The sequence below is a fragment of the Paenibacillus sp. J22FR5 genome (assembly GCF_059691975.1).
In genome coordinates this window covers 17,050-42,057 of the sequence record NZ_JCAUAN010000015.1, presented here as the reverse complement: position 1 = coordinate 42,057, position 25,008 = coordinate 17,050, and the positions used below count along the sequence as shown (strand labels likewise).

Here is a 25,008-nt window from a genome sequence, read left to right as displayed (position 1 = left end):
GTTCCCCCAAAAGGCAAAAGCCAGTTGCAACAGCAACTGGCCCTCTTTTAAGATTTGATAAACACCGTCTTAATATCTGTGTAAAACTCAATGGCCGACTGCCCTTGCTCCCTTGAGCCTGAGCTGGATAATTTCATGCCGCCAAACGGTGCTTGCAGCTCCACCCCCGCACTCTCGGCATTAACTCGCACAAGGCCTGCATCGATATCATGCATGAAGGTAAGCATTTTGGAGAAATCACGTGTGAAAATCGATGCACTGAGGCCAAATTTCACATCATTCGCAATTCGAATGGCTTCCTCGAAAGAATCCACCTTTATTAAGGCAAGAACAGGTCCGAAAATCTCTTCCTGCGCGATGGTCATCGCGCTTGTAATATGTTCAAACACCGTTGGCTCAATGAAAAACCCTGCATCCAAGCCCTGCCCTTGCGCTTTACCACCGCCGCAAAGCAAGGTGCCGCCCTCTTCAATTCCTTTGGCAATGTAGGATAACACAGTATGATATTGTTTTTCGCTTGCACATGGACCCATCCATGTTGAAGCATCCATACCCGGACCTACGCGGATCTCCTTAATTCTCTGGAGAAGCTTATCTTTAAACACATCGTAAATTTCGCTTTGCACGATAACTCGACTCGTTGCTGTGCATTTCTGCCCGGTTGAACGTAAACCACCGCTAACTGTTGCCTCCACGGCGAGGTCGATATCCGCATCTTTGACCACGATAATCGGGTTTTTACCGCCCATTTCTAGCTGAAACTTAGCCCCTTTGGCGAGTGCGCTCTGACCAACACCTTTTCCAATGCGATCCGAACCCGTAAAGGTAATTCCGTGAATGTCCGGATGATCGGCAATCGCTTGACCAATCACGTCTCCTTGGCCTGTCACCATATTGACGACACCAGCAGGAATGCCCGCCTCATGGAAACATTCCATAACAAGTGCAGCGGTTACAGCGGTTTCCTGAGCAGGCTTAAACACGATGGTATTGCCGAAGATTAAAGCAGGTGCTATTTTCCAAATTGGAATCGCAACAGGGAAATTCCATGGCGTAATCACACCCACTACACCAAGTGGCACGCGAGTCGTAAACATTAAAGCAGCGCTATCCGTGGACGGAATTACGTCACCTGTCTTGCGCATGCCTTCGCCTGCATAATAGCGCAAAATAGCGATGCCCCGCGCGGTTTCACCTTTGGCCTCAGGGAAAGTTTTTCCCATTTCACGCGTCATCATTTTCGCAACTTCATCCAATCGACGCTCAAGCTTGTCTGCCACCTTGTACAAATATTCACCTCGCGCCGAGCCAGACAATTTGCGCCAGCCGAGCTTCGACTCTTTTGCAGCGATGACAGCATCATTTAAATCCTGTATGGATGTTTTTTGTACATATCCTACGACTTCATGTCGATTAGCTGGGTTGATACTCTCCTCTACCTCGCCGCTGGATGCCGCAAGCCATTGACCATTGATATAGTTCAGATAGGTTTTTATTTCCGTCATGTTAGTCTCTCCCGCCTCTAAACTCAGTTAATGCCGCCAATAGCGCTTTTACATAACCAATGGCATAGGCCCAGCCGACCCAATTCATTTTGGATTCTGCACTTTTAAAAGGTGCGCGATCCATTTCTAGCGAGGTAATGTGGTCTGGATTAATACAACCGTTATAACCGACCTTATGAAGCTCCAGTAAAATTTTCGCCATATTCATGTGACCATCGTCCAGCATCGCCTCTTCAAATGCACCTGCCGTCGCCAGACTTCCCCGCACATTGCGGAAATGGACTAGAAAGATTTTATCCTTACGGCCATACTGATAAATTTCATCCAGAACAAGCGGCGTTCCGCCAGCTTCACCACGTGTTCCTACACAATAGACAAGACCAACGTTTCTGCTAGGGTAACTATCAATCACTCGATTCAAACCGAGTCCACCGAACGGCGTGTTAGGGTAAGGTGTGTCGGAAGGATGCACAGCCAATTTCATATCGTACTCTTCTGCAAGCGGAACCAGTTTACCGAAGACATGATCGAAGCGCTTCCACCAAGCATTTAGTTGTTCCACAGTGGGAGGTTGTTTGTCCGGATTTGGCTTCAAGGACTCGCCGCGTACTAGCGCGCCTCCCCGATGCACCGCAGTGTATTCCTCCGCCATATAAGGAAACACATCTCCTGCAAAACGCTGACGTACGAGCGAAATCCCAGCCTCACCAAAGGTTTTGATTGCGTTACTGACGTTGTCCAATTGAATCTCTGAACCAGGCTCATCCAGCATAAAGCTAGCTGACATATCGGGCAGCGTTACTCGATTTATTTCCATCCCATGCGAGCGAACTCTGCGTTTTAACTGTAGCAGTTTATCTAAGTCAGGATATCCTTGTTCACGAACACCTGGAAATGAACCTCCCTGTGTGAAATCAATACAATCAACCCCAAGTTGGCACATTTGTCTTAAATCGCTATCGGATAGTTCACATGTGGGAACTTGAATGGATACCTTCATCATGATATTTTCCTCCTAACCGTTATTGGCTATCGCGACAAGGTCTAAACTCCGCTTAATAATTGACTCCAAACGCGTAAAATGCTCACGTTCCACTTGAACAAGCGGAGTTCGAACCTGCAGACCTACTGGCAACCCGACAATGTTCATGCCTGCTTTAATGAGTGAAACCGCATACCCTTTACGCATTTGACGAATACGATGGATTGGTAAAATAACTTCTTGATAAATGGAAGTAACCATCGCCTGATCTCCAGCAAGTAAGCTCCTATAAAAAGTTCTCGACACCTGTGGGATGTAATTGGAAATAGCGGATGAATACGAAAGATAACCCAGGGCCGAGTAAGCCGGCATCGTTAATTCAGCTAAAGGCATGCCGTTCATCCATTGTAACCTTGAACCGAGAGATTGTACGAATTCAATATTTAGCTCAAAATTGCCCAAGCCATCTTTGAATCCAATGACATTAGGCAGACAACTCAGCTTTTCAAGCGTGCTCAATGTGAAAATCGCGTTATCACGTTGATAGATAATAACCGGTAATGCTGTACTCTGCGCAAGTGTCCGATAATACTGATACAACCCCTCCTGCTCAGGAATGATCAGGTATGGCGGAAGCAGCAATAAGCCGTCGGCTCCAAGCTTTTCTGCTAACTGGGCACGATCTAATGCTGCTCTCACATTGCCTCCTGCACCTGCAAAAACAGGTACTTGGCCTGCGACAGTTGCTACGGCTACGGAAACTAATTGCTCATATTCCTTGCTATCTAAGGATTGGTATTCTCCTGAACCTGCACAAACGAATACAGAATCCAAACCATTTTCCACTAGAAATCGGACGTTTGCTTCGAATGCATTCACATCCATCTGCTCCTGCTCATCAAATGGTGTCACCGGAAAACCCATAATTCCTGCAAGTGAAATGTTCAAATCTTTCCCCATGGTTATTGGCCCCTTTTCGTTTTCTTCCATACCCATGAAAGTAATTATAGATAACGTAAGGCATCACCGTCTTTATAAAAACATGCCGCTTTTTTTCAAAAAATCCGTGATATAATGATCTTCAGTCTACTTGAAGGGAGCCCCCCATGCGTGCTGAATCCATCCATTTATACGCGAAGTAACCTGTATCTCAACCAAAACCTGGTTCAGTTACAAGGTGCCTCTGCCTCCATCTTTGTCCACTATTGGGGTGCAAAACCGCAGCATAAAGGAAATCGTCCCCATACACATTCTTTTTTTGAAATATGCTATGTCGTTGAAGGCGCAGGGCATTACTTTCACGACGGGGTCACCTATCCGCTTCGGCCAGGCACACTCTACTGCTCGAAGCCTGAAAGCCGCCACTCCATTCAAAGCGATGCAGGCATGCTGCTCTTATTTTTCGCGCTTGAGCCGATCGCGTCGGAGTCCAGTGAAGCCTTTATGGCGGATTTCAAGCAGCTTTGCGCTTATCCGCACCTATTCATCCCGAACGCTGAACAGACAGGACCTTATCTCATCTGGCAAGCGTTGCTCATTCAATCTTCGGAGACAGGAGATCGGTATAAGGAGACGGTCCAGCAGTTGGCCTATACACTAGTCTTGAGCTGTATTGCCTTATTTCTGCAGCATTGTCGCTCTGGGGAAGCATCTTCCTCTACAACTGATCTGGAGCTTCAGGGCACTCTCAAGAAGGTCAAAGCTTATATACAAGAGCATCTTTCTCATAAAATGGCGCTTTCGGATGTGGCACAGAGTCTTCACTTATCGGAACGGCAGCTATCACGCCTGATCGCTGATGAATTGGGGCAATCCTTCCCTTCCATTGTCAAAACGGAAAGGATCAAGCGAGCCGCCTACTTACTAGGCTACACGGATGTCCCGTTGAAACAAATCGCCGAGGATACCGGATTTGAAAGCATTCACTACTTTACCCAGGTTTTCACCAGGGAAATGGGAACGCCTCCTAGCCATTTCCGCAAAAATTGCTTGAACGCTGAAACCGTCGACGCGTGGATTCACAAGTATTTAGCACAAGTTGCGACTAGGTATCAGAAGAATAGGATTGCGCAGAAAAGTGAGGGAATAAGTGTAGATTAAGACTAGTTACTGCGGGAGTTAGGGGGCTGGGGCTGAGGCTGTAATTGGTGCTGGTGGTAGTGCTGGGACTTACGCTGCAATGTCTAGTGAGAACTTGTTAAATATGTGCGTATGGTGCCTTGTCCGACACGAGATTCAAACGGATCCCATGCTCAAGATAGGCCTTCAGTCCACATAAAACAAGCGTAAATCCTTCTGTTGAATCTAGCGCATGCTTTACCATTTCATCACCATTCCCTGTGAAACCCGTGTTCGTGATCGTAACAAATGTTTCGTTATCTGCTAATGAGTTAAAAGTCCACTCTACCAAGGTGCCCCAATCGATGAGAATCCGCTTGTTTAACTCGATTTCTTTGACCTCAACTTTGACTGTTGCACCGTACATTTCCCAAACCCATTGCACTCGTTGGCCAACTTCTAATTTTCCACTGCCTTGGGTAAACCAAAATTTCGCCGTGATCTCTGGATCGATAAATGCTTCAAATACTTCGTGCACGGGTTTTCTAATCATCATTTCTACCTTAACAATGGGATGAATGATCTCATTAGTCATTATGATTTCTCCATTCTAATTGCCTAATTTCCTACAATCATAACATAGGAAGTGGTTCAACCCAAACAAAAGCAGTACTCCCAGATCAACCGCTGAGATCACTGCTTTTTTGCTTACAAGTCAACTTATTTTTCAGGCAAAATGATGACCACAGGATGAACAGAACTTGGTATCCGCAACAACAACTTTGCCGCATACGCATTCCTTTTCATTCCTAACTTCAGTTATCTTTTGTTCAATTTCGCTGATTTCTTGATTGATTTGCGAGATACCTTGACAGAAATCGGACACATTCGCTTCGACCTGTGTATAATCTCCAGTCAGATACGATGTGTAGACAGACTCCCCGATCAGTTTATAAATCTTTTCAATTTCTCTTTCTTTCGATGAAATTTGGGTTTTAAATCTTGTAATCTCTACAGTTTGTTGCGCTTTTTTTGCCGCTTCTGATGCGCCTTGTTTGACTTTATCAAAAAAAGACATACCCTTTCCACTCCCCGGCCCTGATTAGAATCACTTCATATCGAATCATATGCGGGTATGTCGTAAAGTAATACCGTTCAGGCAACAGTTGGACATGCAATATGAGAAAAAATCCAATGGATCATTGTTCAAGTTGTATGCACGAAAAACTTTTTTTTCAATGGATTGTCGTTGATCTTCCCTTCACTCCTCCAAGAATGAGTAGGACTATGGGAAGTATCATACCAAAAATAAGGGCGTAATAGGGCCACACTTGTAAGGCAGTAATCACAACTGTATAGTTTGGAAAAATATCTTTTGCACTCGTAAGCCCAATTAATGACAACGGAATGATCAAAGATTTTGCATTTTTCAACTGAAAAATTCCAGCCAGCCCTTGTGAGACCACATGCAAAAGTAAGGATAATCGAAAAAAGATGGTGATATACCACAGCACTGCAAATAACTGTTCAAAGCGTTCATAGAGATCGGCGTAGTTCACCGTCCGCAAGACAAAATAGCTTGGATATGTTAAATTGGCTGTTACACCCTCGCTAAGTGTTCCGATCACTAATAATGTAATGCTAAAAAAGGTTATACCGCTCATCAGAGCACTTTGGATTAGGATACTTTTCCATTTTGAACGATCCTGAAGATGAGGAGCGAAAAACAAAAAAAGCACACCTTCTAAATAGGGGAACGCTAGAAGAAGTAGAGCACCGTGCATAACAGGCTTAAACCCAAATTCTAGAAGAGGAAGTATATTACTTATTTTAAACACAGGCAGTAAGCCCGAATAGCCCAATAAGATAAGTAACAAATAGGCAAAAAACAACAATTCTGCTACTCGACCGGCAATTGTTACACCAGCTCTAACTACACAAACTACCGCGATTAGCATCAATACATAGATCGCCTCATGTGGTGTTTCAGGGATAATCGATGTCGTTAGAAATGCGCCCAAATCATTCAATACGAGAATAAAAGTAAGAAATGGAAAAAACATCAAGAAGAGGAATAGTGTGATTTTGGCAGGATATTTTCCGATTAAGAACGTTAAATGCTCTATTACGGTTTTACCTTTCATTTGAGCTGCTAACTTGATATATACAGGGCTGAAAGAAAGAAAAGCACCAATTGCAACAAGAACTGCAATCCATGAATCTTGTTTGGACACGCCAGCCAAAGCAGCTGGTAGAATTAATAAGGCGCTTCCTAATAGATAAAGAGTGAACCACATAGTTGCTTGCCTGCTCGAAATGAGCTGATTGGTCATCCTGATCACCTTTCCTCATGAGAGAATTCCTGCAACATAATTACTAATCGGACGAAATACCGTCTCAATGGCAGACATGGGACTTGGAACGTTCACATGTCGTATATGTAAAATACTCAATAGCACACCCAACAAAAGAAAGCCTCCGCTAACAACCAGATCACGTACCAGCTTTTGCTTCTTTAAACTTCTACTCTCGATAAGGAAGGCAATTACCGCGATAATGATGCAAAAAACTTGTAGCAACCGCATTCACTCCTTATGTTGATCTGGTTTATTATCAATGGGACTGATGATTTTGCCGAATTTGCGAAGCTTGTAATTCATCGTAATCTCAAAAGGCAGGTCGCTAAATATGTGATTCCATTCCTCTTCCTTTTGATGCCAATAAGTTGGATACCTCCTATGGAATAATTCACCAAAGCCATAAATATCTACACCATAATTGCTTTGAACGTTACGAATACCATTCGCGATGACTTGCTTCAATTGTTTACTCGCATTCGATTGCATAGCAAGAAAAGTAGCTTCATCCGTCATATCTATCTCACATTGCACTTCGGCAACATTAGCTTCAATATCTACATGCAGATTTACGAATGGCTTGTCAGCTTTCATCGTAGAATCTGCTTTCACCTTGGCCTGCTTAACCTCTATATTAAATACCCCCTTCGAATGAGGACAGCTAACATGAGCAACCGTATTGGTAACATGATTGGAAATAAAGCTAAATGACCTGCTATCCGCCTCATTGAGCCATCCAATTAAACGATCATCTCGAAATATGCCTATACCTTTAAATTTGAAATTGGAGAATGCTTTTGGTTGCTTAATGTTTTCTGCATACAACCCTTTCTCGACATCGCCTTCTAAGGTAAGCCCCGTCAATACAGGTTCAATCCCTTTTTTCGTTAAATTTTCCATGATCGTTTTCACACTGACAGCAGTTGTTGGCGCCCAAACCTTTTCGGAAACTCGCAGCGATTTATATAAATCTATAGCAGGCAATACTTCCATCGGTGTAACAAAAGATATGATATCTTTGGCGCTGTTTCCTCTGGCTACAGCCAAATTAAAGTCGGGCCTAACTTCGTGATCGCGAAATAGAAAATCCAATGGTTCCTTAATACCTGATCGAGCAACATCTTCATCAAATAGCAGTAAAAGCAAATGAGAAAGATACAATTTCCGTGAAGATTGTGTTGTTATTTTCCGCAAAGCCTCAAACACGGTTGAAGCTTTTTCAGAATAAATACGAGTTGGAGAACGTTCTGCCAAGCGATTTCTTGACATTTGAGAGGGATCCACCACTTGAACGGTCGCTATGTATTGATCTTCCTTATGATCAATCCCCATAGCAAGTACGACTGCTAGTTCATTTAACTCTCTCCGGTTCCAACACCCTGACAACAAGAGCAAGACCAATATGGCTGCTATACATCGCAAAAAAGTCTTATTTCTCCATAGTTTCACGGTGGCATTCTCCGTTTCGTTTAAGGTTAGTTCTTGTTCCGAAAAGGTAAACGAAAAATACTATCACTTTGCTCCTTCTTGTTGAATGGTGCAAGAGGACTCATATAGGGAACACCAAAAGATTGCAAATTGCATAAATGAATCAATAAGAGAATGACTCCTATAGTCAAGCCATAGATACCGAAACTAGCAGCAAGCATCATAAAACCAAAACGAACGATTCGGATTGGAATCGACATACTATAGGAAGGAATTACAAAACTCGAAATCGCCGTTATGGCAACGACAATGACCATAACCGCAGATACTATGGTGGCTTCTACAGCGGCCTGCCCGATGACGATCGTTCCAACAATTGAAACCGCTTGTCCAACCGTGCGGGGCATTCTAATTCCAGCTTCACGCAATATTTCAAATGTAATTTCCATTAAGATAGCCTCAAAGAAAGCGGGGAATGGAACCCCTTCTCGTTGCGCGGCTAGACTCAACAATAGCTGTGAAGGCAGCATGTCCTGATGAAATGTCGTCAGCATTATATAAATGGAAGGGGCCAGCATACAGATCGATAAAGCAAAATAACGTAATAATCGAATAAGATTACTAAAAACGTAAGATTGGTACTTATCCTCGACAGATTTGATAAAATCAACGAACAAGGCTGGGGCCAAAAGAACGAATGGTGTACCATCAATGAAGATGGCAATTTTGCCTTCCAGAATGCCCGAAGCGATAATATCTGGTCGATCTGTATTGTAAATAACCGGGAAAAGTGTGAGTTGTTTCTTTTCTAATAAAATTTCTTCTAAATACTCTCCCTCCAAGACGTTCTCCAATTTGGCATTCGATAAACGCATCTGTAATGTTTGAAGGAGATTCGGATTGTGCAAACCATCAACATACATAAAAGCAATATCCGTTTTCGTTAAACCTCCGACTTTCGTAGCTGTTACTCGAACCCTCGTGTCCTTCACTCTTCTTCGAACTAAGGTCGTATTGGTTCGCAGCGTTTCAGTGAATGAATCCTGAGGACCTCTGACAACAGATTGTGTCTTCGAGTCCGAAATACTGCGTTCTTCCCAACCTTGTAAAGGCACAGCAATACTTTCCACAGCCCCCTCCATGACTAGGAGTACGGCACCTGAAAGCAGCAAATCTAATGCCTCCACAATAGATCTCGTACTAAGTACTTCTGAGGCGTTAAGTACATTCATTTTGATTGATTGGATCGTAATCTCATTCTCCATATTCGGCGTTTGAGCATGTAAACACTGAATAATACTCTCCTGAAGTGCTTGTTTATCGACCATGCCATCCAAGTAAAAAAGTGCTATCTGCACATCACCTGCAAGCGACAAGTAACGTGTAACAAAGTCCGAGCTATCGCCCATTACGGTCTGTAAATAATGGATATTTTCGGACAATTGGGCTGAAAAGTTCATCATCTGTTGCTCCGTTTGCATGCGCGATTCCACCTCATAGTAAGTATTTCCAAAAAATGAAAAATAATTTATGAACCAAAAAAACGCGCGATTCGCGCGAGTTTTCAAGAGGGCTTTTAGTTATCTAGGCTAATTCAAATCCTGCGCCTTATGCGGTTTACTATAATGACTTACCCCGCCAGAGCCTACGAGTACTTTGCCTCCCTTATTGAAAATTATCAACTTTCTTAACCCACTGGTAAGTAAAACGATAATCTTTGCGTTGTTTTTAGTTGCTGTATACACGACGTAACCACTACGCGACACACTCGCCTTCCAGTTATTATCGAATTCCGAACGTGCAACGCGATTCGAATAGACCTGATTTTCCAATCTTGCAGCTTGCGCTTTTTTCATCATGCTTTCTCACCCTCTCTCTTTCTAGTTTCCCTACTATTTTATTCATTTGTTTTAAATTGGTATGGATACCTTTCAAGTAAAGCAGAAAAAAATCCGCTCAAAGTTAATTAACTTTAAGCGGATTTGATTAGCCTGCCCCCTTCCCCTCGCGAAATTCTGAGGGTGTGCGATTCGTGATCGTTTTGAATACTCGGTTGAAATGCCTAATATTCGTAAAACCCGTAGAATCGGAGATCGCTTGGATCTTCTCATCAGAATAGAGCAGAAGCGATTTGGCCTTCTCAATCCGCTTCTCTGTTAGGAAATCGATGAAGGACTGACCTTGCTTGCTTTTGAACAAGCTGCTTAGATAGGATGGGCTGAGGTAGACGATTTCGGCCACCATATTTAAGGTGATGGATTCTGCATAATGCTCCTCAACGTAACGAACCACGATTTCGACAGGGCTAGTAACAACCTTTTTCTTACGATTCGCGATGCAGACCGTTAGATCACCAAGCAGTTTCTGACAGCGTTCCGTCAATTCTTTGCTCGAGGAATACGAGTAAATCTCTACCAAAACCTGCTTCACATCCGTATCCTGCAACCATTGCTTTACGACAGCCAAATTCACAGCTAATTCATAAAAATGCAGGATCATTTTGCAAATTTGTTGATGAATGATTTCAGGATCCTTCCACTGCTGACAGAGCTTCGTCACGTAATGACTAGCTTGCTGCTGAACATTCGCCAAATTACCTTCTTGGACGAATTGATTCAAGGAATGCCAATCGGCGGCGTGCCAATCGTACTTTTCCATTTTCATTTCTGACACGATTTCATTCGACAACAGCCGGTCACCGCCAATAACCAATCGGTATAACAACGCTAATCCAGCTTCTTTATATGATTTGGAAATGGATTCCAAGTCCTTTGCTGGACTGCCTAACCCAAACGTGAGGGTAAAATTAGAGTGTACGCGTACGTCCTTACGAATCTGATTGGTTAGCTTTTCTATATCCGAATAGATCGAATCTAGGCCTTCATGGTTAATCAATGCGATAACTTCCGTGTCATGGTGCACAAACACATAACCTATATAGTGGACGTCAAGACTCTCTTGAATAAATTGCTGAATGTAGACGGAAAACAAGGATGGATTCAACTGATAATAACGCTCATCCGTCACGGAGTCCCGATCCAACTTCGCCATTAAGCAGGAAATATAAGTATGCGGGAATTGAATCCCTACGTTTTCTAACAGTTCCGCCTCCCCATGGTGTATATGTCCTGTCAGTAGACCTGCAAGTACATGCTGCCGCAACTGGTTCTGAACCTGTTGATCCATCCCACTCGCTTTAACGGCTTGTTTCTCCGATAGGAACTCTTCCTGCAGTTTATCGAGCAAGGCATATAATTCTTCCCGCTGAAAAGGTTTCATCAAGTAGTCTTTGGCACCCAAACGCAAGGATTCACGCGCATATTGAAAATCGTTATACCCGCTCATCACCACACATGAGATATGCGGAAATCGCTCTTTCACAATATATTGCAGCTGAATACCGTCAATTCTTGGCATTTTGATATCGGTAATAATGAGATTTGGCTGCAGTTCTTCGATTTTCTCTAAGGCTTCCGCACCATCCGCTGCCTCATCGATCACAAACCAATCACTGTTCTTATCAGCGATCATCAGTCGTATTCCTTTACGAAAAATATGCTCATCATCTACGATCAAGATACTAGGCATCCCTCTTCCTCCCTTCGAGTGCAGGTTCGATGAGTGGTAATGTCAATGAAATGGTCGTACCTTCCTTCAGGTTGCTCTCAATTGTAACGCCATACTGATTTCCATAACGCAAGGCGATTCTGCGATGTACATTCATCAATCCTGTTCCACCTGTTCCTTCTTCCGTTGAGGTTGCTTGGAATTTGCGATCAATTAAGTTCTGTAATTGCAAAGGACTCATCCCAGCGCCGTCATCTTGAATCTGGATCAGCATATGGTCGTCTTGCTTCTTACCAAGCAATCTAATGGTACCGTAGCCATTCCCTTTATCAATGCCGTGAACGATACTGTTCTCTACAATTGGTTGCAAAATAAATCGAATGACCGAATAGCTTAATAAATCAGGCTCGATATGAATATGAAACTTAATTTTATCCTCAAAACGAATCTGTTGAATCGCCAAGTAGCCCGTGACATGCTCTATCTCCATATGTAGAGGCACTTGGTTTTGATGACTGTTAATACTATAACGCAGGAGTTTGCTGAGATGATTGGTCATTTTCACAACTTCTTTGTTGCCTTGAATTTCAGCATACATGGAGATGGAACCTAAAGTATTATACAGAAAATGCGGGTTAATTTGACTCTGCAGAGCTGAAATCTGTGCATTCTTCTCCCTAATTTCCGATTCAAATAATCGATACCCGAGATCACTGAGCTTCGATACCATGATATTAAAAGATTGACTCAATTGACCAATCTCATCACGGCTGTGAATGGGAATGGAAACAGCTAAGTCACCTAGAACAACCTTCTTCATCAAATTCCGCAATTCACTGATCGGATTCGTGATCCGTAGCGCAAGCAAAGTGAAGATAATAATCGCTAGAATTAAGCACACTGCCCCAATACCAATAATATAATTCCTTACATAAATCGTGTCCTGAAGCAAAATAGCAAGTGGAACCATCTCGATCATGGTCCAGCCCGTTAAAGGTGACGTATAGTAAGATACCAGCTCTGAATCCTTGTTTTGCTTATAGAGGACCGTCCCTGATCCTTTGAACTGTTTGATTTGATCCGCAGCCGGACCGCCAATCATACTTTTATAAATCATCGAGCCTTCATTATCAACAATCATGATGTTCTTCTTATCATTCGAAATAGCTTCCATTTTATTGCGTATGATATTCTTATCTACATCGAGTACGATGTAAGCAAGAACAGCGCCTGTTTCCACACTACGTATTTTTCTGGCAAATGAATACACTTGGTTAGTTGTACCCAGACCCGTTTTGTTAAATGTTCCTAGGTAAACCACCTTGCCAGTCTGTGAAACCTTATTGTACCAGGCCTCGCTCCGCACATCCCGCAGCGAATAATTCGCTTGCTCTTCTGACATCGCGGTATAGGTATTCCCGCCTCTAGTGCGGTATAACGTCAACCCGGAAATGTCTACCCGCCCATTGGCGAATACTCGTTTCGTGAAATCCTCAATCGTGACGCGATCATTAAAAGAAAGACTCTCACTTGTCTCCTCGCCAACCTCCAGAAATTTCATGATTTGTGGAGATTGATAAGGTAATAATGTCAACAAATTGAGCTCATTCAAGTACGTATCAATATTGGCCGTTAATTCCTTCACCACGTCCATCTGATATTTCCCCGTATTCTTCTGAATCGAGGCTGAATAGCTTGTAAAGGTTAAATAACTGGCTATGCCCAGCGGCACTGCAATGAATATGGCACTCATCACGATTAGCTTCATGGCGATTGGCAAATCTTTGATCCCTTGCAGCCTATTTCGCAGGCGTATTTTGCTGGATTTGAAGATTGGTATTAATGATCTTTTGCGCATTATGCAGCACCTCTTGTGGCGTGATTTGTCCCGCCATCATCTTCTCAAACTCACGCACAAGCTCATCGTTGATCGTTCCTTGCCGCGGTTGATTCGGGAAATACTTCACATCATCGGCCGCGCTGGCATAATCTGGACGGTATTTCATCTTTTGAAACTCTTGCGATTCAACCGCTTTCTTCACCGCCGGTATATGACCTGCCTTAGCCCAGCTAGCCCCATGCGCGGCAACCCAATTCGCAAATTTAAGCGCAGCAATCTGCTTTTGTTTATCTGGCTTCTCGTGGTAAGGCAGCGAAAAGGTATGGGAATCTCCCCACGCAGCCGGATGATCGTAAATTTGGGGAATTTTAGTAACACCGAAATGTAGATCTGCTGCTTTCTCGAACGTCCCGGTCCCCCATACACCCGAAATTAATGTCGCTGCAGTTCCTTTCGCGAAGCTTTGAACCTGATCATTAATATTAGGTAGAATGAGTTTCTTGGTGTATAGCGAATTTACGAATTCCAATGATTGCAAAGCCGAAGGATTGTTAATTGCAGCTGCTTTGCCATCGTCTGTGTAGAATCTACCCCCATCTTGATTCATTTGATTATAGAAGGAGAACCATAACCAATACGAATCAATTCGCACGTTAGGCTCCGCCAATGGCGTTATGTTCGGCGGAACACTGGCACGAATTTTCTCCAGAAATGTAAGGAAGCCTGCCTCTCCACTGGCCATAATCGGTTTTTCTTTCTCATCCATAAGGCCTGCGAGCTTCAACCAATCCTTGTTGTAATACATAACCTCCAGATGCGTATCCAGCGGAATGCCCAGATGCTTGTTCTCAGCCACCGTGCTTTGTAGAATCGTCGAGTTAAAATCATCCCAATGGACGCCTGCTTCGATCGCAAGCGTATTCAAATCTGTCAAAAATCCCGCTGGCGCATACTGCGAATACTTCGCAGAGTGAACAATCGCGATATCGGGTGCCTCTTCCGTCACAATCGCGGTCGACAATTTGGTATAATAATCACCCGAATTATTGTTGATTTGTTCTATTTTCACATGATCTTGATTCTCATTATTATATTGCTGGATCAGCTCGGCCATAAATTGCCCATCGCCACCGCTAAATGGTGTCCAAAAGGTGATTCGCAGCTTACTCGGCGCTGGCTCATCAGATATGGAGTTAGACTGTGAATCACAGCCTACCACACATACGCTCAACATGAGAAGAAAACAAGTAGCTTTCGTTGCTTTCCAACCTGTTCGTTTCCCTTCGCTCACTTGAATCCCCTCCATGCCTTCAACTATGCCTTCATTATACAAACTCGATTACATCAAGCCAATGACCTATTTCCTTTAGTCATGGACATATTTTTGGATTTGTAGACAAAAAAGAAGCTGTAACGCCCAAAACAGGCGTTACAGCTTCAAATCAACGCTCTTTCACTCACAGCGATACAGTTTCAGCTTCTTTTACTCTCCACTAGGCACGTTAATCGGCACGCCTTCTGCAATCGGTTTACCTAAATTCGGCGTACCATCCTTATTCCATTGGAATGGCTGCATGCGCACATTTCGATTCCAGCCTGCACCCTGTGTTTTCGCGGCATGATACACGATCCAGTCCTCTTTGCCATCTACCGACTTCGCAAATGAATTATGACCTGGTCCAAATACTAGATCAGTTTTGGAAAATATTGCCTTTTCGCCTTTCTTCCATGAAGCCGGATTGAGGACATCACTACCCATTTGTGTGCTGAGTATCCCTAAGCAATAATCATCGGTCCAACTTCCGCTTGCCGAATAAATCACAAATATGTTCTCCTCATGCAGCAAGACCTGCGGCCCTTCATTGATCGTCGGCGTTCCGTTTAACTCCCAATCATAGGTGGGACTTGAAATTTCGACCGGCTTGCCACTAATCGTATACGGATTGCTCATCGGCGCAATGTAGAGATGCTGACTTACATTCACCGCACCTTCCCAGCCTGACCAAATGAAATAGAGCGATCCGTCCTTCTTCTGCAGTGTCGTCCCATCAATCGCCCAGCGACCCGCAGTATCCATCATGCCCTTGTCGACATAGTCACCAAGTGGATCATCCGTTACGGATTCGAGTACGAACATACGATGATTCTCATTCTGGCCGTCATCGGCGGCATAGTAGATGTACCATTTTCCAGCTATAAAATGTAATTCGGGTGCCCAAATGTTAGACGTATTTGGTCCTGAAGCAGGCGGGAACCAGACGTCTTTGTACTCAGCCTCTGCAAGTCTGGTTAACGTCTTTGATTTCCATATACGAATGGAATTTCCCGTTGTATGCGTATAGTAGTAAGTCCCATCTATGGATGTGACCCAAGGATCTGCCCCATTATCCATAATCGGATTGGTAAATGTCTTCGCTTCCTTCGTCGGTGTAACAACAATGTCGGTATCCTTCACGTTTGTCTCTTTAACTCCTTTCGTACACCCTGCCAGCAGCATGATGCTCAGTACGATAATGCCAAATTTATGCATGGAGTAGCTTCACCTCTACCTGGTTACTTCATCTTTCAACTTTTACTGTTTAACTCCTGTTGCTGTAATGGATTGAATGAATTGTCGCTGACCAATTAAGAATACGATCAGGGTCGGTATCGTAGATAACGTCGCCAGTGCCATTAATTTCCCATAGGATTGTGTGAAGCTTCCTGTTGCCATAACCGCCACGCCTGCCGTCAGAGTTCGCATTTCGAGGTCTGTGACTGTAAAGAATGGCCACACATAATCATTGAAAACACTCATAAACGTGAAAATCGCAAGTGTAGTTACAATAGAAACCGACGATGGCATTAAGACGGACATGAAAACCTGCCATTTATTCGCCCCGTCGATCCGAGCTGCTTCTATAATTTCATTTGGAAACAACTGGAAAAATTGAATTAACATAAATACACCAAGAGCCCCACCCGAGTAAGGCAAAATCAACACATAATACGTATTGATCAAATTGAAAGTACTGAAATTCAAGTATTGAGGAAGGAAAGAAATAATACCTGGCACCATCATCGATCCAATGAACAGGGCAAACAATGTTCTTTTGAAAGGAATATCCAATTTGGCTAACGCATAGGCTGCCATCGAATCCACCAGAATAACCAGGAGTGTCGCAGCGAATCCAACGAAAAAGGAGTTAAACATCCAACGGAAAATCGGAACCTCCACATCGCCACCAACAAAAATGGTATGGAAATTATCCCACGTAAATTCTTGTGGAAATAAATGAAATACCGGCGCCATGACTTCTACATCGGTCTTAAACGAATTGGAAAACATCCATACCATCGGAAGTATGAAAATAATACCTAGTTTGGAAGCAAGCAGCACATAAAAGATTTTCATTAATTTCAACGTCCTCTACTCCTTCCTGTTCGTGACTTTGAATTGAATTACAGACACGATCATGATCGTTAAGCCCATGAGAATCGCCATCGCTGACGCTGATCCAATTTCTCTAGCCGTGTATGCGGTTTGCAAAATCCCCATCATCAACACCTTCGTCTCATCACCTGCATTACTCATAAGATTAGGCTGAGCGAAGACATTGTAAGAGGCAATTGTGGATGTAATCAAAACGAAAATAAGTACGGGTCTTATGAACGGCAGTGTAATCCCCTTCAGTCTGTCCCAACCGTTCGCGCCGTCAATTTTCGCTGCTTCATAAAGATCCTCAGGTACACCATTCAGAGCATTCACGAAGATAATCATGTTGAACCCGATAGTCCACCATAGCGTAGCGATGACAAGAGCAAACCATACGAATGGTTTATCTAGCAGCCAAGGAATCGGATCGAATTCATGAATCCCTACTTTTGCAAGGAGTAAATTGATGAAGCCGCCAGTTACGTCAAACATTCGCTTCCAAATAACCGCCATTACGGTTGCTGAAACCGCATAGGGGATGAAATAGATCGAACGGAAGAAGGAACGCATTCTCGTTGGAAGTGCATTCAATAATAAGGCAAAGCCGAGGCCTACGATGATTAAAAAAGGAACCGAGAACACGACAAATTTCAATGTCGCTTTCATCCCGATGAAGAACAGGTCATTTTCCTGCGTTCCGTTCGTAAAAATCTTTTTGTAATTATCAATGCCCACGAAAGGATGTACAGGATCCAGCAAATTGTATTGCTTCAAGCTAATGATGAACCCATAGATGATGGGGATCAGGGTAAAGGCTAAGAAGGCGATGAGATATGGTAATATGAATAAGCTTGAAGTCAGCTTTGATTTCCAATGTGATGGGGTAGTAGTAGGCAACAGATTCCCTCCTCTTCTTTATAAGAGAAGACGGGTACAAGATACCCGCCTCTCCCATATACGCTATGGTTACTTCTTCATGGCTGCTGTTGATTTCGCTGCTGCGTCATCGAGAGCCGCTTTTGGATCTTTTTTACCTTGAAGTGCATTGGCAAGCTCGCTCCAAATACTGTCGGAAATTGGACCCCAATTCAATACTTTTGGTGCAAATTTTACATACTCAAACTCTTTTGCTACTTCGGTTTGTTGTTGCGTCATCGCTTGGAAAGCTGCGCTGTCACGAACTACTTTGGATGCAACCGCTTGACCGGATTCTGCCCAATCAATGGAATTGGCATTGACGAACTTCAAGAAATCACCCACACCGGCAAGAATAGCAGCATCTGTCGTTGCTTTCGGAATGACGAAGTTATGGGAACCGCCGAATACTGCTTGCTTCACTGTACCTAGTTGTGGAACTGGCGCTACGCCATAATTAATTTTCGCTTTGTCGAAAGCATCTTTCGCCCAAGGACCATTGAAGTGCATCGCACTTTTCCCTTGTTGGAACAAGTTGAAATCGCCATCAGCCGCAACAGTTGGAGGTGACACCTTCATCGTCGTTAGGCTTCTCATAAAGGTAACTGCTTCAACACCTGCTGGTGAGTTATAAGCGATGTTGCCTTTATCATCTAAGAAATCTCCGCCGTTTTGGAACAAAATCGTTGGGAACAAGAAGTTCTGAATCCAGAATGTTGGCATCGCCGCCCCCCAAATACCTTTGGAGGCATCTGTTAGCTTTTGCGCAGCATCAACGAATTGTTGACGGTTCGTAGGTGGATCTGTGATACCAGCAGCCTTGAACAAGTCTTTGTTGTAATACATAACCAACGGGTGAATATCGAGAGGAATGCTGTACCAGTTGTTATCCTTCGTTGAATATTCCACCGTTGCAGGCGGGAAATTACTCTTCTCTACGCCTACTGCTTTGGCAATGGCATCAACAGGCTGCAGCAAATCCTTCGCAATGTACGTAGGCGTTTGATCAAGATGCATGATCGCGACATCAGGAACACCTTTCTTGGTAGCAATCGCTGTATCAAGGAGTTTATAGTAGTCACCATTTGGTTGAATCGTCATTTTGACTGTATATTTATCTTGGGATTTATTATAGTTATCCACGATTTTCTTCATAAATGGACCATCGTTACCAGAAAACGGGTTCCAGAAGTTAACGGTTACTTTCTCGCCGCTTTTCGCTGGTTCAGGAACTTTCGTTGCAGCAGCAGCTTGTGAAGCTGCCGGAGAAGCCACAGCCGGTGACGTTTCTGCCGTTTTCGCAGAGGAACAACCCGCTAAAACCAAAGCCATCGACAAACCTGCTGCACCCATCATTTGTAAGCTCTTCATTTTTCCCATGTTCGTTAACTCCCTTCAATTTTAAACACACAAAGATTACTTGCTTATCCAGCTGCGTTTGTGTCAAAATTGTAGTGAGTTGTGAATTTCGTAGAAATTCATTCTCACTACCCAGAGCGATTCTAAGGATTTCCCACGCCAATGGACCTTAGATTGCTCTTTCCTTTTGATTTCGTTTCTTTTTCTTTTTCTTTTTCTTTTTCTCAATCCCCGTATTACTGTTCATTTGGTTATTACACTTGCCCATTCGAATGCAGCGTCACCCTTTCACTCGTTGTGTTAACCACAATTTAACTATACGTTTTTCCAGAAATCGTTACCATGACGATATTCATGAACCATTGGACATATTTTCAGGAAAGTCACGTTAGCCATACATGCAGCGCAAGCGCCGCACCACAGATGATGAAAATGGGGCGGAAAATCTGTCAATACTGCTACTATGGCTGGGAGAGGAAGGTCGATGAACTATGGTGCCATAGAGCCCATCCGTTAGTCTGACTCCAACGACCACGGTGCATCACAGATTGTCGCTCCCTTTTGGGAAGCACTCATGGGAGATTAATCCTACTCTGGTTGCTGCACCAGCCTCATTTTTATTTTCAGCCTTGATTGACCTTGGGTACTTTAATCACATAACTCTTCTCAGGCATAGCCTTTTTTAAAAAATCATTCGGCTAGGTCTAATTTGTTATTGTCTTTTTGTGATTTTTTAGCGGATTTAATTTTCATGGGAGTTTATGAAGTGTAATGAAAAACAGCGGTAGCCTTGGACGAGGAATTATCGTCTTGGACTATCGCTGTTTTAATAAGGTGAATAATTAAATGAAATCTTGGAAAAGTTAACATTGCCTAAAAAACCACATATTGGAGGTGTATCTATGTCTGACCAACAATCCGAACAGCAAAATGCAGTAACAGCGGCACACAATGCCGTAGCTGATGCATTAAGCGAATTGAATCAAGCACAATCGGTTAGTAATCATCGACGACAGTCTATACAGAATGCGCAAGAACAACTTGACCAAGCCCATGCACAATTAGCAGAAGCGAGGACGGCACAATCTGGTAGTACTGATGAAGATAGCCTCACATAAATAAGGGCTAGACTCAGATTCATGATTACATGCAAAAAGCCTCAAGAACTGAGGCTTTTCTTATTTCCATATGCACTTGGCCATAGCTTATTATAAGGTGGAACTATCGTCTTATATTCAAATCCTTCCGAGTTTTTTCGAATAGCCAAACTTCGCTATTATCGGCATTACCCCTGGATTCTGAAATTTGCCTACTACTAGCGTATCCCAATACCTTTCCCCTGATTGTTGCGACAGACAAAGCACCATAGATTTGACTATCAATACTTCTCCACCATGTATCACCCATAACAAATAGATGACCTTCAGGCACTTTAACCTTATCCATATTCATATTGAAATATTCTCTCATGGTTTTCTGACATAACTCAATACATTCAGCTGATCCAGGTATATTGACTGTCTTAAAATATTCATCTTCCTTGAGTCCCCAACTGAGAGCCTTACCATAGAAGGTATCTAACCTTTTATCATTCACATAAACTTGACCTTTTATTATTTCAATTCCTTCGCCAGGTAGAGCTATAACCCTTGCAATATTAAACTCAGGCGGATTTAACTGTGGATGTTTGTTCTTATCAAATGTAGGAGTTTTATAATAAATGACATCACCGCGATTAATTTCATTCTTATTAAAATAAGTCGGGTCAACAGCAATCTTCCCTTTGTCATTGGAATTGTATTCTAAACTCCTACTTTGATAATACTCATTAAACCGGGAATTCCACCAATAAATTTGCAACAAATTCCTGGACTTTCGCAACTTTGACTATCACATGCGACAGAGTGATTGATCAAATGCTGAAAGAAGTGTGACCGTTCGGTATTAACGGCTGCAGCGATTGGGCCGGCAAAAATTTACATGTAGTTATACGTCCATTCGTAGGCAGAGATGGTTGAATATACTAACTTGGATTACAGTAATGGCAAAGTTAAAAGTATGTGATTCTTGATCGCTTCAACCATACCACGAAGGAGGTCCTCTATGAAAAAAGTTCTCCAGCAGGTAGCTAGAAAGGCCGCCAAAACGACCCGGAAACAAAAGCTTCGTAAGAGAAGTCGCAGGAAAAAAGGGATCAAAATGAAACGAACGTGGAGAACAATAAAAATCCGCAAGCGTCCACTGCGAAAATTAAAAAGACTTATGCGAAGAAGCAAAATTTTACGATCGCGAAGACGCAAATCTATACGATCCACTCTTCCGGCGAAGCAACCGCTTCCTCCTTCTGTAGACGTTCCTTTAGCTTATGCACCGGTGGATGTTCCGCACGCTTCGTTATTAGAGACGAAGCCAAAGCTTTCGGTCATCGTGCCGATATTGAATGAGGAACTGTTTCTTCCGCTGTTTCTAGAAAGTGTCGCTTCCTACGCTGATGAAATTCTTATCGTAGATGGAGGAAGCACTGACGCCAGTGTAAACATAATCAATGAGTGGAAAAACCGTGCGAATATTCGGCTGTTCCATATTCAGCAGACGGGCTTGCCCTACTCCGATGATTGGAACGAGTCCGTCGTAAGGAATTTCATGGTCGACCAAGCTGTAGGTGATTGGATTATGGCGATCGATGCGGATGAGATGATGGATGACAGCTTCCGTGACGCCTTGCCTCGACTAATGCTCCAGAAAGAAGCGGATGCTATCTCATTTCCGTTCGTGCAATTCTGGATGAATCCCCAAACAGTAAGAATAAGTGCACCGAACGACGAACACTGGTCCGTCTTTAGAACTCTCATGTGGCGCAATCATATTGGTATACGGTACGACGATGCCAAAAATCACTGCAAAATGCAGCTGTTCGGACGTTACATGTGGGAAATTCCCAATATGATTGAGCCGATTTCAGCCTTCCATTACCACTATGCTTTCGGTTCCCGGGTAAAAGCAAACGATAACCGTCGCCGTGATGTCGATAAATACCTAGGGAAACTGATGGATCCTATTGAATATGACATTTTGACGAAGCCTTTTACTGAGAAACATCCAGCTGTTATGGATCGCTATTTTGCTGAAAAGGTAGGATGAACGGAGTTTTAACGGTTTGGAGTCCAATAGCCCTCATGAACGATAAAAAAAGTGACTGAAAGTCGAAACTTTCAGTCACTTTTTTTCATTTCTACTTTTATCCGGCGCTATAAAGCTAACTGTATACACGCCAAGGCTTTTGATCTGGAGAAGTACGTTTCCACGTACTGTTTACATTGTTCGGCCTTGTGCGCTAATAGACTGTTATTGTGGTATAACCGGATGATTTCTTCGGCGAATGCTTGAGGCGTGTTCTTAGGTTCAATAATTTGCGTAATATTCTGCAACCCTTCGATCCCCGTACCGGTAGTAACTAACGGCGACTGATGGCGCATTGCTTCCACTGTTTTGCCTTTCACGCCTGCACCGTAGCGAAGAGGAATGACGGCAATTTTAGTGCTTCCATACAGCTCTTTAAGCTCATGGTCTGATACAAATCCTTTGACAATAATCCGATCCGATTGTAATCCTAATACCTCCGGTGGAGGATTGGAACCGGCGATGAACAGTTGAACATCAGGAATGGATTGCTGCACAATAGGCAGGATATCGCGACAAAACCACAAAATACCGTCGGTGTTAGGACTATGGCCGAAGCCGCCAACAAAGAGCAGACCGCTGCATTCATGCCATGCCTTTGTTTTCGGTATCGTTTGGTCAAAGTAATAGGCCGGAACCAATACGGTATTTTTATTTGGAAAATTCCCGTCGATAATTCGTTTTTCCGAGTCACTGCAGGTCAGGACAGTATCCGCTTTGGTGAACAAGTCGAACTCCAGCCTTCTGATGTACTCTGAAGCTTGAAGCAGCTCGCGGTTATTCTCCAATCCGAACCGCTTCAGCTCACGGACATAATGCAAGTCATGGCCATAGTACAGAATTTTAGCGCGGGTATAGGCTTTGATTAGATCAATATATTGATGTGAAATGTTAGGACGGTTCAACAGGACATAATCAATGTAATCTTTGTGCTTAACAATCCAGTGCTCGTAATACCTGCGGTCCTGCGTTCCGTAAAGGATCTCGATGCCGAGCTGTTCGAGTTCAGAGCCATAGGGTTCCAGTTTGGTGAAGTTGTCTGGTATAAACTTTACATTAAAGCCCATGTCCACAAGTAGATTTAGATACATAAACGTCGTTCGGCTGCCCGCATCTTTGTCGAAACTTGGAACACCGTAGTCAATGACCAAAATGGTTTTTTTATTCCTTGAACGTTCCCTTGCCCAAAAGAGGTGTCCACCATCGGCAAGATGATCCCGCTCAAGTACTCCCGCCCATTTTTCTCTGAATTTCTGTTGGTTAATCGCCTGATATTTCTTAGTTCCTGCGTTGAGGTCTGTGCCGTGGGATATTCCCTCGTAGTGCACGACAACGGATTTGGGTTGGTAGATGACCTTGTACCCGTGTTGTCTTGCTTTGAATGCAATGTCCACATCCTCTGAGTAAGCAGGTGCGAAATGTCTGTCAAAACCGCCTATTCCCTTCCATAAGTCTTTACGAATCATTAGCGATGCCCCAGAGATATAATCCACTTCCTTGACATAGTTGTACTCATGTTTGTCCGGGCTATCTAATCGACCGTAATTCCATGCTAACCCGTTATTAAAGACGATACCGCCGGCTTCCTGTAGTCTTCCGTCCGGATATATCAACTTAGAGCCTATGATTCCGATGGTTGGGTCTTTCTCGGGTAAAGACAGCAGATGCGCCAACCAACCGGGAGTCACTTTGGTATCGTTATTTAAAAATAATACATACTTTCCTTTGGCGATCTCTGCCCCAAGATTGCAGTTATGCAGAAATCCCCTCCTCACCTTATTGCGGATGACAGTAACTTGGTCGACGAAATGTCCGATACGGGCTGTTAAGTCGTTTGAAGTATCGTCCACCACGATGATCTCGTAAGGGATTTCATGGGTGTTCTCAACGATGGACACCAAACATGGATAGGTATACTCCCATTTGTTGTACACCGGAATAACAATGCTGACCAATGGGTGATCAGATTTCGTTACCAACAGCTTATTAACGAGTGGTAATCCTTTACGGATTCGGCGACGCTGCAAGCGCCGGATCCGGTTGCGTTTATTAAGCTTCATAACTGACCGTTGTTTCCGTTTCTTCCAACGGGCACGAACGGTTTTTCCACGTTTGAGCAATAGTCGCCGGCCTGCAGCTGTTTGTTTGAGCCTACGCAGCTTACGAACACGCACAGATCCGACTGTCTTTATCTTCTTTCTCCTAGCCTTTAGCTTCACCGAAACCCCTCCCGGGCGTAATTCATTATCACATAGCTATACTATTCCTTCTGCAAAGGGTATGAATGGGACAAACGTTTATTTTCAAAAAGCAAGGGGGATGGAAAATATTTCGCTCTGCACCATCCGTCCATACAAGTTGTCTTCCACGCACATATGCTGAATTGGTTATAACAATATTGG

General features: G+C 43.5%; 22 protein-coding genes. 3 read left to right on the top strand and 19 right to left on the bottom strand.

Annotation, left to right across the window (positions count from 1 at the left end; genetic code table 11):
- Positions 1-47: 47 nt before the first annotated feature.
- From gucD to kdgD, 3 genes are read right to left on the bottom strand one after another with little or no spacing between them, the layout of a single operon-like run.
- Positions 48-1,505, bottom strand: coding sequence for an alpha-ketoglutaric semialdehyde dehydrogenase GucD (gene gucD, locus AC58P7_RS19060; protein ID WP_497345584.1), 1,458 nt, complete (start codon positions 1,503-1,505; stop codon positions 48-50).
- 1 nt (position 1,506) lies between these two features.
- A complete protein-coding gene (locus AC58P7_RS19055; protein ID WP_497345582.1) occupies positions 1,507-2,508 on the bottom strand; it encodes a mannonate dehydratase in 1,002 nt (333 codons plus the stop codon).
- A gap of 12 nt (positions 2,509-2,520) precedes the next feature.
- A complete protein-coding gene (kdgD, locus tag AC58P7_RS19050) occupies positions 2,521-3,447 on the bottom strand; it encodes a 5-dehydro-4-deoxyglucarate dehydratase (RefSeq protein WP_497345580.1) in 927 nt (308 codons plus the stop codon).
- Positions 3,448-3,597: 150 nt separating this feature from the next.
- Here kdgD and AC58P7_RS19045 point away from each other — a divergent pair, with 150 nt between their 5' ends.
- Positions 3,598-4,587, top strand: coding sequence for a helix-turn-helix domain-containing protein (locus tag AC58P7_RS19045; protein WP_497345578.1), 990 nt, complete (start codon positions 3,598-3,600; stop codon positions 4,585-4,587).
- 97 nt (positions 4,588-4,684) lie between these two features.
- Here the strand turns inward: AC58P7_RS19045 and AC58P7_RS19040 are convergent, their stop codons facing one another.
- The 14 genes from AC58P7_RS19040 to AC58P7_RS18975 all read right to left on the bottom strand — a co-directional run bounded on the left by AC58P7_RS19040 (position 4,685) and on the right by AC58P7_RS18975 (position 19,447).
- Positions 4,685-5,140, bottom strand: coding sequence for an SRPBCC family protein (locus AC58P7_RS19040; protein ID WP_497345576.1), 456 nt, complete (start codon positions 5,138-5,140; stop codon positions 4,685-4,687).
- A gap of 132 nt (positions 5,141-5,272) precedes the next feature.
- Positions 5,273-5,623: a zinc ribbon domain-containing protein gene (locus tag AC58P7_RS19035; RefSeq protein WP_497345574.1), complete on the bottom strand. Its 351-nt coding sequence runs from the start codon at positions 5,621-5,623 to the stop codon at positions 5,273-5,275.
- 157 nt (positions 5,624-5,780) lie between these two features.
- Positions 5,781-6,878, bottom strand: a complete 1,098-nt coding sequence (locus AC58P7_RS19030; RefSeq protein WP_497345572.1) for a GerAB/ArcD/ProY family transporter — start codon at positions 6,876-6,878, stop codon at positions 5,781-5,783.
- A 15-nt stretch (positions 6,879-6,893) separates the two neighbouring features.
- Positions 6,894-7,124, bottom strand: coding sequence for a hypothetical protein (locus AC58P7_RS19025; protein ID WP_497345570.1), 231 nt, complete (start codon positions 7,122-7,124; stop codon positions 6,894-6,896).
- A gap of 6 nt (positions 7,125-7,130) precedes the next feature.
- On the bottom strand, positions 7,131-8,351 hold the full coding sequence (locus tag AC58P7_RS19020) for a Ger(x)C family spore germination protein (protein WP_497345568.1): 1,221 nt from the start codon (positions 8,349-8,351) through the stop codon (positions 7,131-7,133).
- A gap of 26 nt (positions 8,352-8,377) precedes the next feature.
- On the bottom strand, positions 8,378-9,811 hold the full coding sequence (locus AC58P7_RS19015) for a spore germination protein (protein WP_497345566.1): 1,434 nt from the start codon (positions 9,809-9,811) through the stop codon (positions 8,378-8,380).
- A 108-nt stretch (positions 9,812-9,919) separates the two neighbouring features.
- The gene (locus tag AC58P7_RS19010; protein ID WP_497345564.1) at positions 9,920-10,189 is read right to left on the bottom strand and encodes a hypothetical protein; all 270 of its coding nucleotides are present in this window, start codon (positions 10,187-10,189) and stop codon (positions 9,920-9,922) included.
- A gap of 127 nt (positions 10,190-10,316) precedes the next feature.
- Positions 10,317-11,918, bottom strand: coding sequence for a response regulator (locus AC58P7_RS19005; RefSeq protein WP_497345562.1), 1,602 nt, complete (start codon positions 11,916-11,918; stop codon positions 10,317-10,319).
- Complete coding sequence (locus AC58P7_RS19000; RefSeq protein ID WP_497345560.1) at positions 11,911-13,755, bottom strand: cache domain-containing sensor histidine kinase; 1,845 nt, start codon at positions 13,753-13,755, stop codon at positions 11,911-11,913. Before AC58P7_RS19000 ends, AC58P7_RS19005 begins: the two co-directional genes overlap by 8 nt.
- On the bottom strand, positions 13,697-15,028 hold the full coding sequence (locus AC58P7_RS18995) for an ABC transporter substrate-binding protein (RefSeq protein WP_497345558.1): 1,332 nt from the start codon (positions 15,026-15,028) through the stop codon (positions 13,697-13,699). The genes AC58P7_RS19000 and AC58P7_RS18995 overlap by 59 nt, the downstream gene beginning before the upstream one ends.
- Positions 15,029-15,220: 192 nt before the next feature.
- A complete protein-coding gene (locus tag AC58P7_RS18990; protein WP_497345556.1) occupies positions 15,221-16,267 on the bottom strand; it encodes a glycoside hydrolase family 43 protein in 1,047 nt (348 codons plus the stop codon).
- 42 nt (positions 16,268-16,309) lie between these two features.
- Complete coding sequence (locus AC58P7_RS18985) at positions 16,310-17,131, bottom strand: carbohydrate ABC transporter permease (RefSeq protein ID WP_497345754.1); 822 nt, start codon at positions 17,129-17,131, stop codon at positions 16,310-16,312.
- Between the two features lie 15 nt (positions 17,132-17,146).
- Positions 17,147-18,049, bottom strand: a complete 903-nt coding sequence (locus AC58P7_RS18980) for a carbohydrate ABC transporter permease (RefSeq protein WP_497345554.1) — start codon at positions 18,047-18,049, stop codon at positions 17,147-17,149.
- Between the two features lie 69 nt (positions 18,050-18,118).
- A complete protein-coding gene (locus AC58P7_RS18975; RefSeq protein ID WP_497345552.1) occupies positions 18,119-19,447 on the bottom strand; it encodes an ABC transporter substrate-binding protein in 1,329 nt (442 codons plus the stop codon).
- A gap of 881 nt (positions 19,448-20,328) precedes the next feature.
- Here AC58P7_RS18975 and AC58P7_RS18970 point away from each other — a divergent pair.
- Positions 20,329-20,544 (top strand): hypothetical protein, encoded by a 216-nt coding sequence (locus AC58P7_RS18970; protein WP_497345550.1) that lies wholly within the window; start codon positions 20,329-20,331, stop codon positions 20,542-20,544.
- Between the two features lie 103 nt (positions 20,545-20,647).
- Here AC58P7_RS18970 and lepB read toward each other — a convergent pair whose 3' ends face one another.
- Positions 20,648-21,286, bottom strand: a complete 639-nt coding sequence (lepB, locus tag AC58P7_RS18965) for a signal peptidase I (protein WP_497345548.1) — start codon at positions 21,284-21,286, stop codon at positions 20,648-20,650.
- Positions 21,287-21,529: 243 nt separating this feature from the next.
- Between lepB and AC58P7_RS18960 the strand changes: the two genes are divergently transcribed.
- Positions 21,530-22,567, top strand: coding sequence for a glycosyltransferase (locus AC58P7_RS18960; RefSeq protein ID WP_497345546.1), 1,038 nt, complete (start codon positions 21,530-21,532; stop codon positions 22,565-22,567).
- Between the two features lie 107 nt (positions 22,568-22,674).
- On the opposite strand, the gene AC58P7_RS18955 is transcribed toward AC58P7_RS18960, so the two are convergent.
- On the bottom strand, positions 22,675-24,825 hold the full coding sequence (locus tag AC58P7_RS18955; RefSeq protein ID WP_497345544.1) for a glycosyltransferase: 2,151 nt from the start codon (positions 24,823-24,825) through the stop codon (positions 22,675-22,677).
- Between the last annotated feature and the right edge of the window lie 183 nt (positions 24,826-25,008).

What these genes read in the sequence shown, in the direction of transcription:
- gucD (WP_497345584.1), bottom strand. Translation starts at nt 1,505, where the DNA reads ATGACGGAAATAAAAACCTATCTGAACTATATCAATGGTCAATGGCTT.
- AC58P7_RS18990 (WP_497345556.1), bottom strand. Translation starts at nt 16,267, where the DNA reads ATGCATAAATTTGGCATTATCGTACTGAGCATCATGCTGCTGGCAGGG.
- AC58P7_RS19035 (WP_497345574.1), bottom strand. Translation starts at nt 5,623, where the DNA reads ATGTCTTTTTTTGATAAAGTCAAACAAGGCGCATCAGAAGCGGCAAAA.
- AC58P7_RS18970 (WP_497345550.1), top strand. Translation starts at nt 20,329, where the DNA reads ATGTCTGACCAACAATCCGAACAGCAAAATGCAGTAACAGCGGCACAC.
- AC58P7_RS19040 (WP_497345576.1), bottom strand. Translation starts at nt 5,140, where the DNA reads ATGACTAATGAGATCATTCATCCCATTGTTAAGGTAGAAATGATGATT.
- AC58P7_RS18960 (WP_497345546.1), top strand. Translation starts at nt 21,530, where the DNA reads ATGAAAAAAGTTCTCCAGCAGGTAGCTAGAAAGGCCGCCAAAACGACC.
- kdgD (WP_497345580.1), bottom strand. Translation starts at nt 3,447, where the DNA reads ATGGGGAAAGATTTGAACATTTCACTTGCAGGAATTATGGGTTTTCCG.
- AC58P7_RS19000 (WP_497345560.1), bottom strand. Translation starts at nt 13,755, where the DNA reads ATGCGCAAAAGATCATTAATACCAATCTTCAAATCCAGCAAAATACGC.
- AC58P7_RS19055 (WP_497345582.1), bottom strand. Translation starts at nt 2,508, where the DNA reads ATGATGAAGGTATCCATTCAAGTTCCCACATGTGAACTATCCGATAGC.
- AC58P7_RS18975 (WP_497345552.1), bottom strand. Translation starts at nt 19,447, where the DNA reads ATGGGAAAAATGAAGAGCTTACAAATGATGGGTGCAGCAGGTTTGTCG.
- AC58P7_RS19030 (WP_497345572.1), bottom strand. Translation starts at nt 6,878, where the DNA reads ATGACCAATCAGCTCATTTCGAGCAGGCAAGCAACTATGTGGTTCACT.
- AC58P7_RS19005 (WP_497345562.1), bottom strand. Translation starts at nt 11,918, where the DNA reads ATGCCTAGTATCTTGATCGTAGATGATGAGCATATTTTTCGTAAAGGA.
- AC58P7_RS18985 (WP_497345754.1), bottom strand. Translation starts at nt 17,131, where the DNA reads ATGAAAATCTTTTATGTGCTGCTTGCTTCCAAACTAGGTATTATTTTC.
- AC58P7_RS19010 (WP_497345564.1), bottom strand. Translation starts at nt 10,189, where the DNA reads ATGATGAAAAAAGCGCAAGCTGCAAGATTGGAAAATCAGGTCTATTCG.
- AC58P7_RS19015 (WP_497345566.1), bottom strand. Translation starts at nt 9,811, where the DNA reads ATGCAAACGGAGCAACAGATGATGAACTTTTCAGCCCAATTGTCCGAA.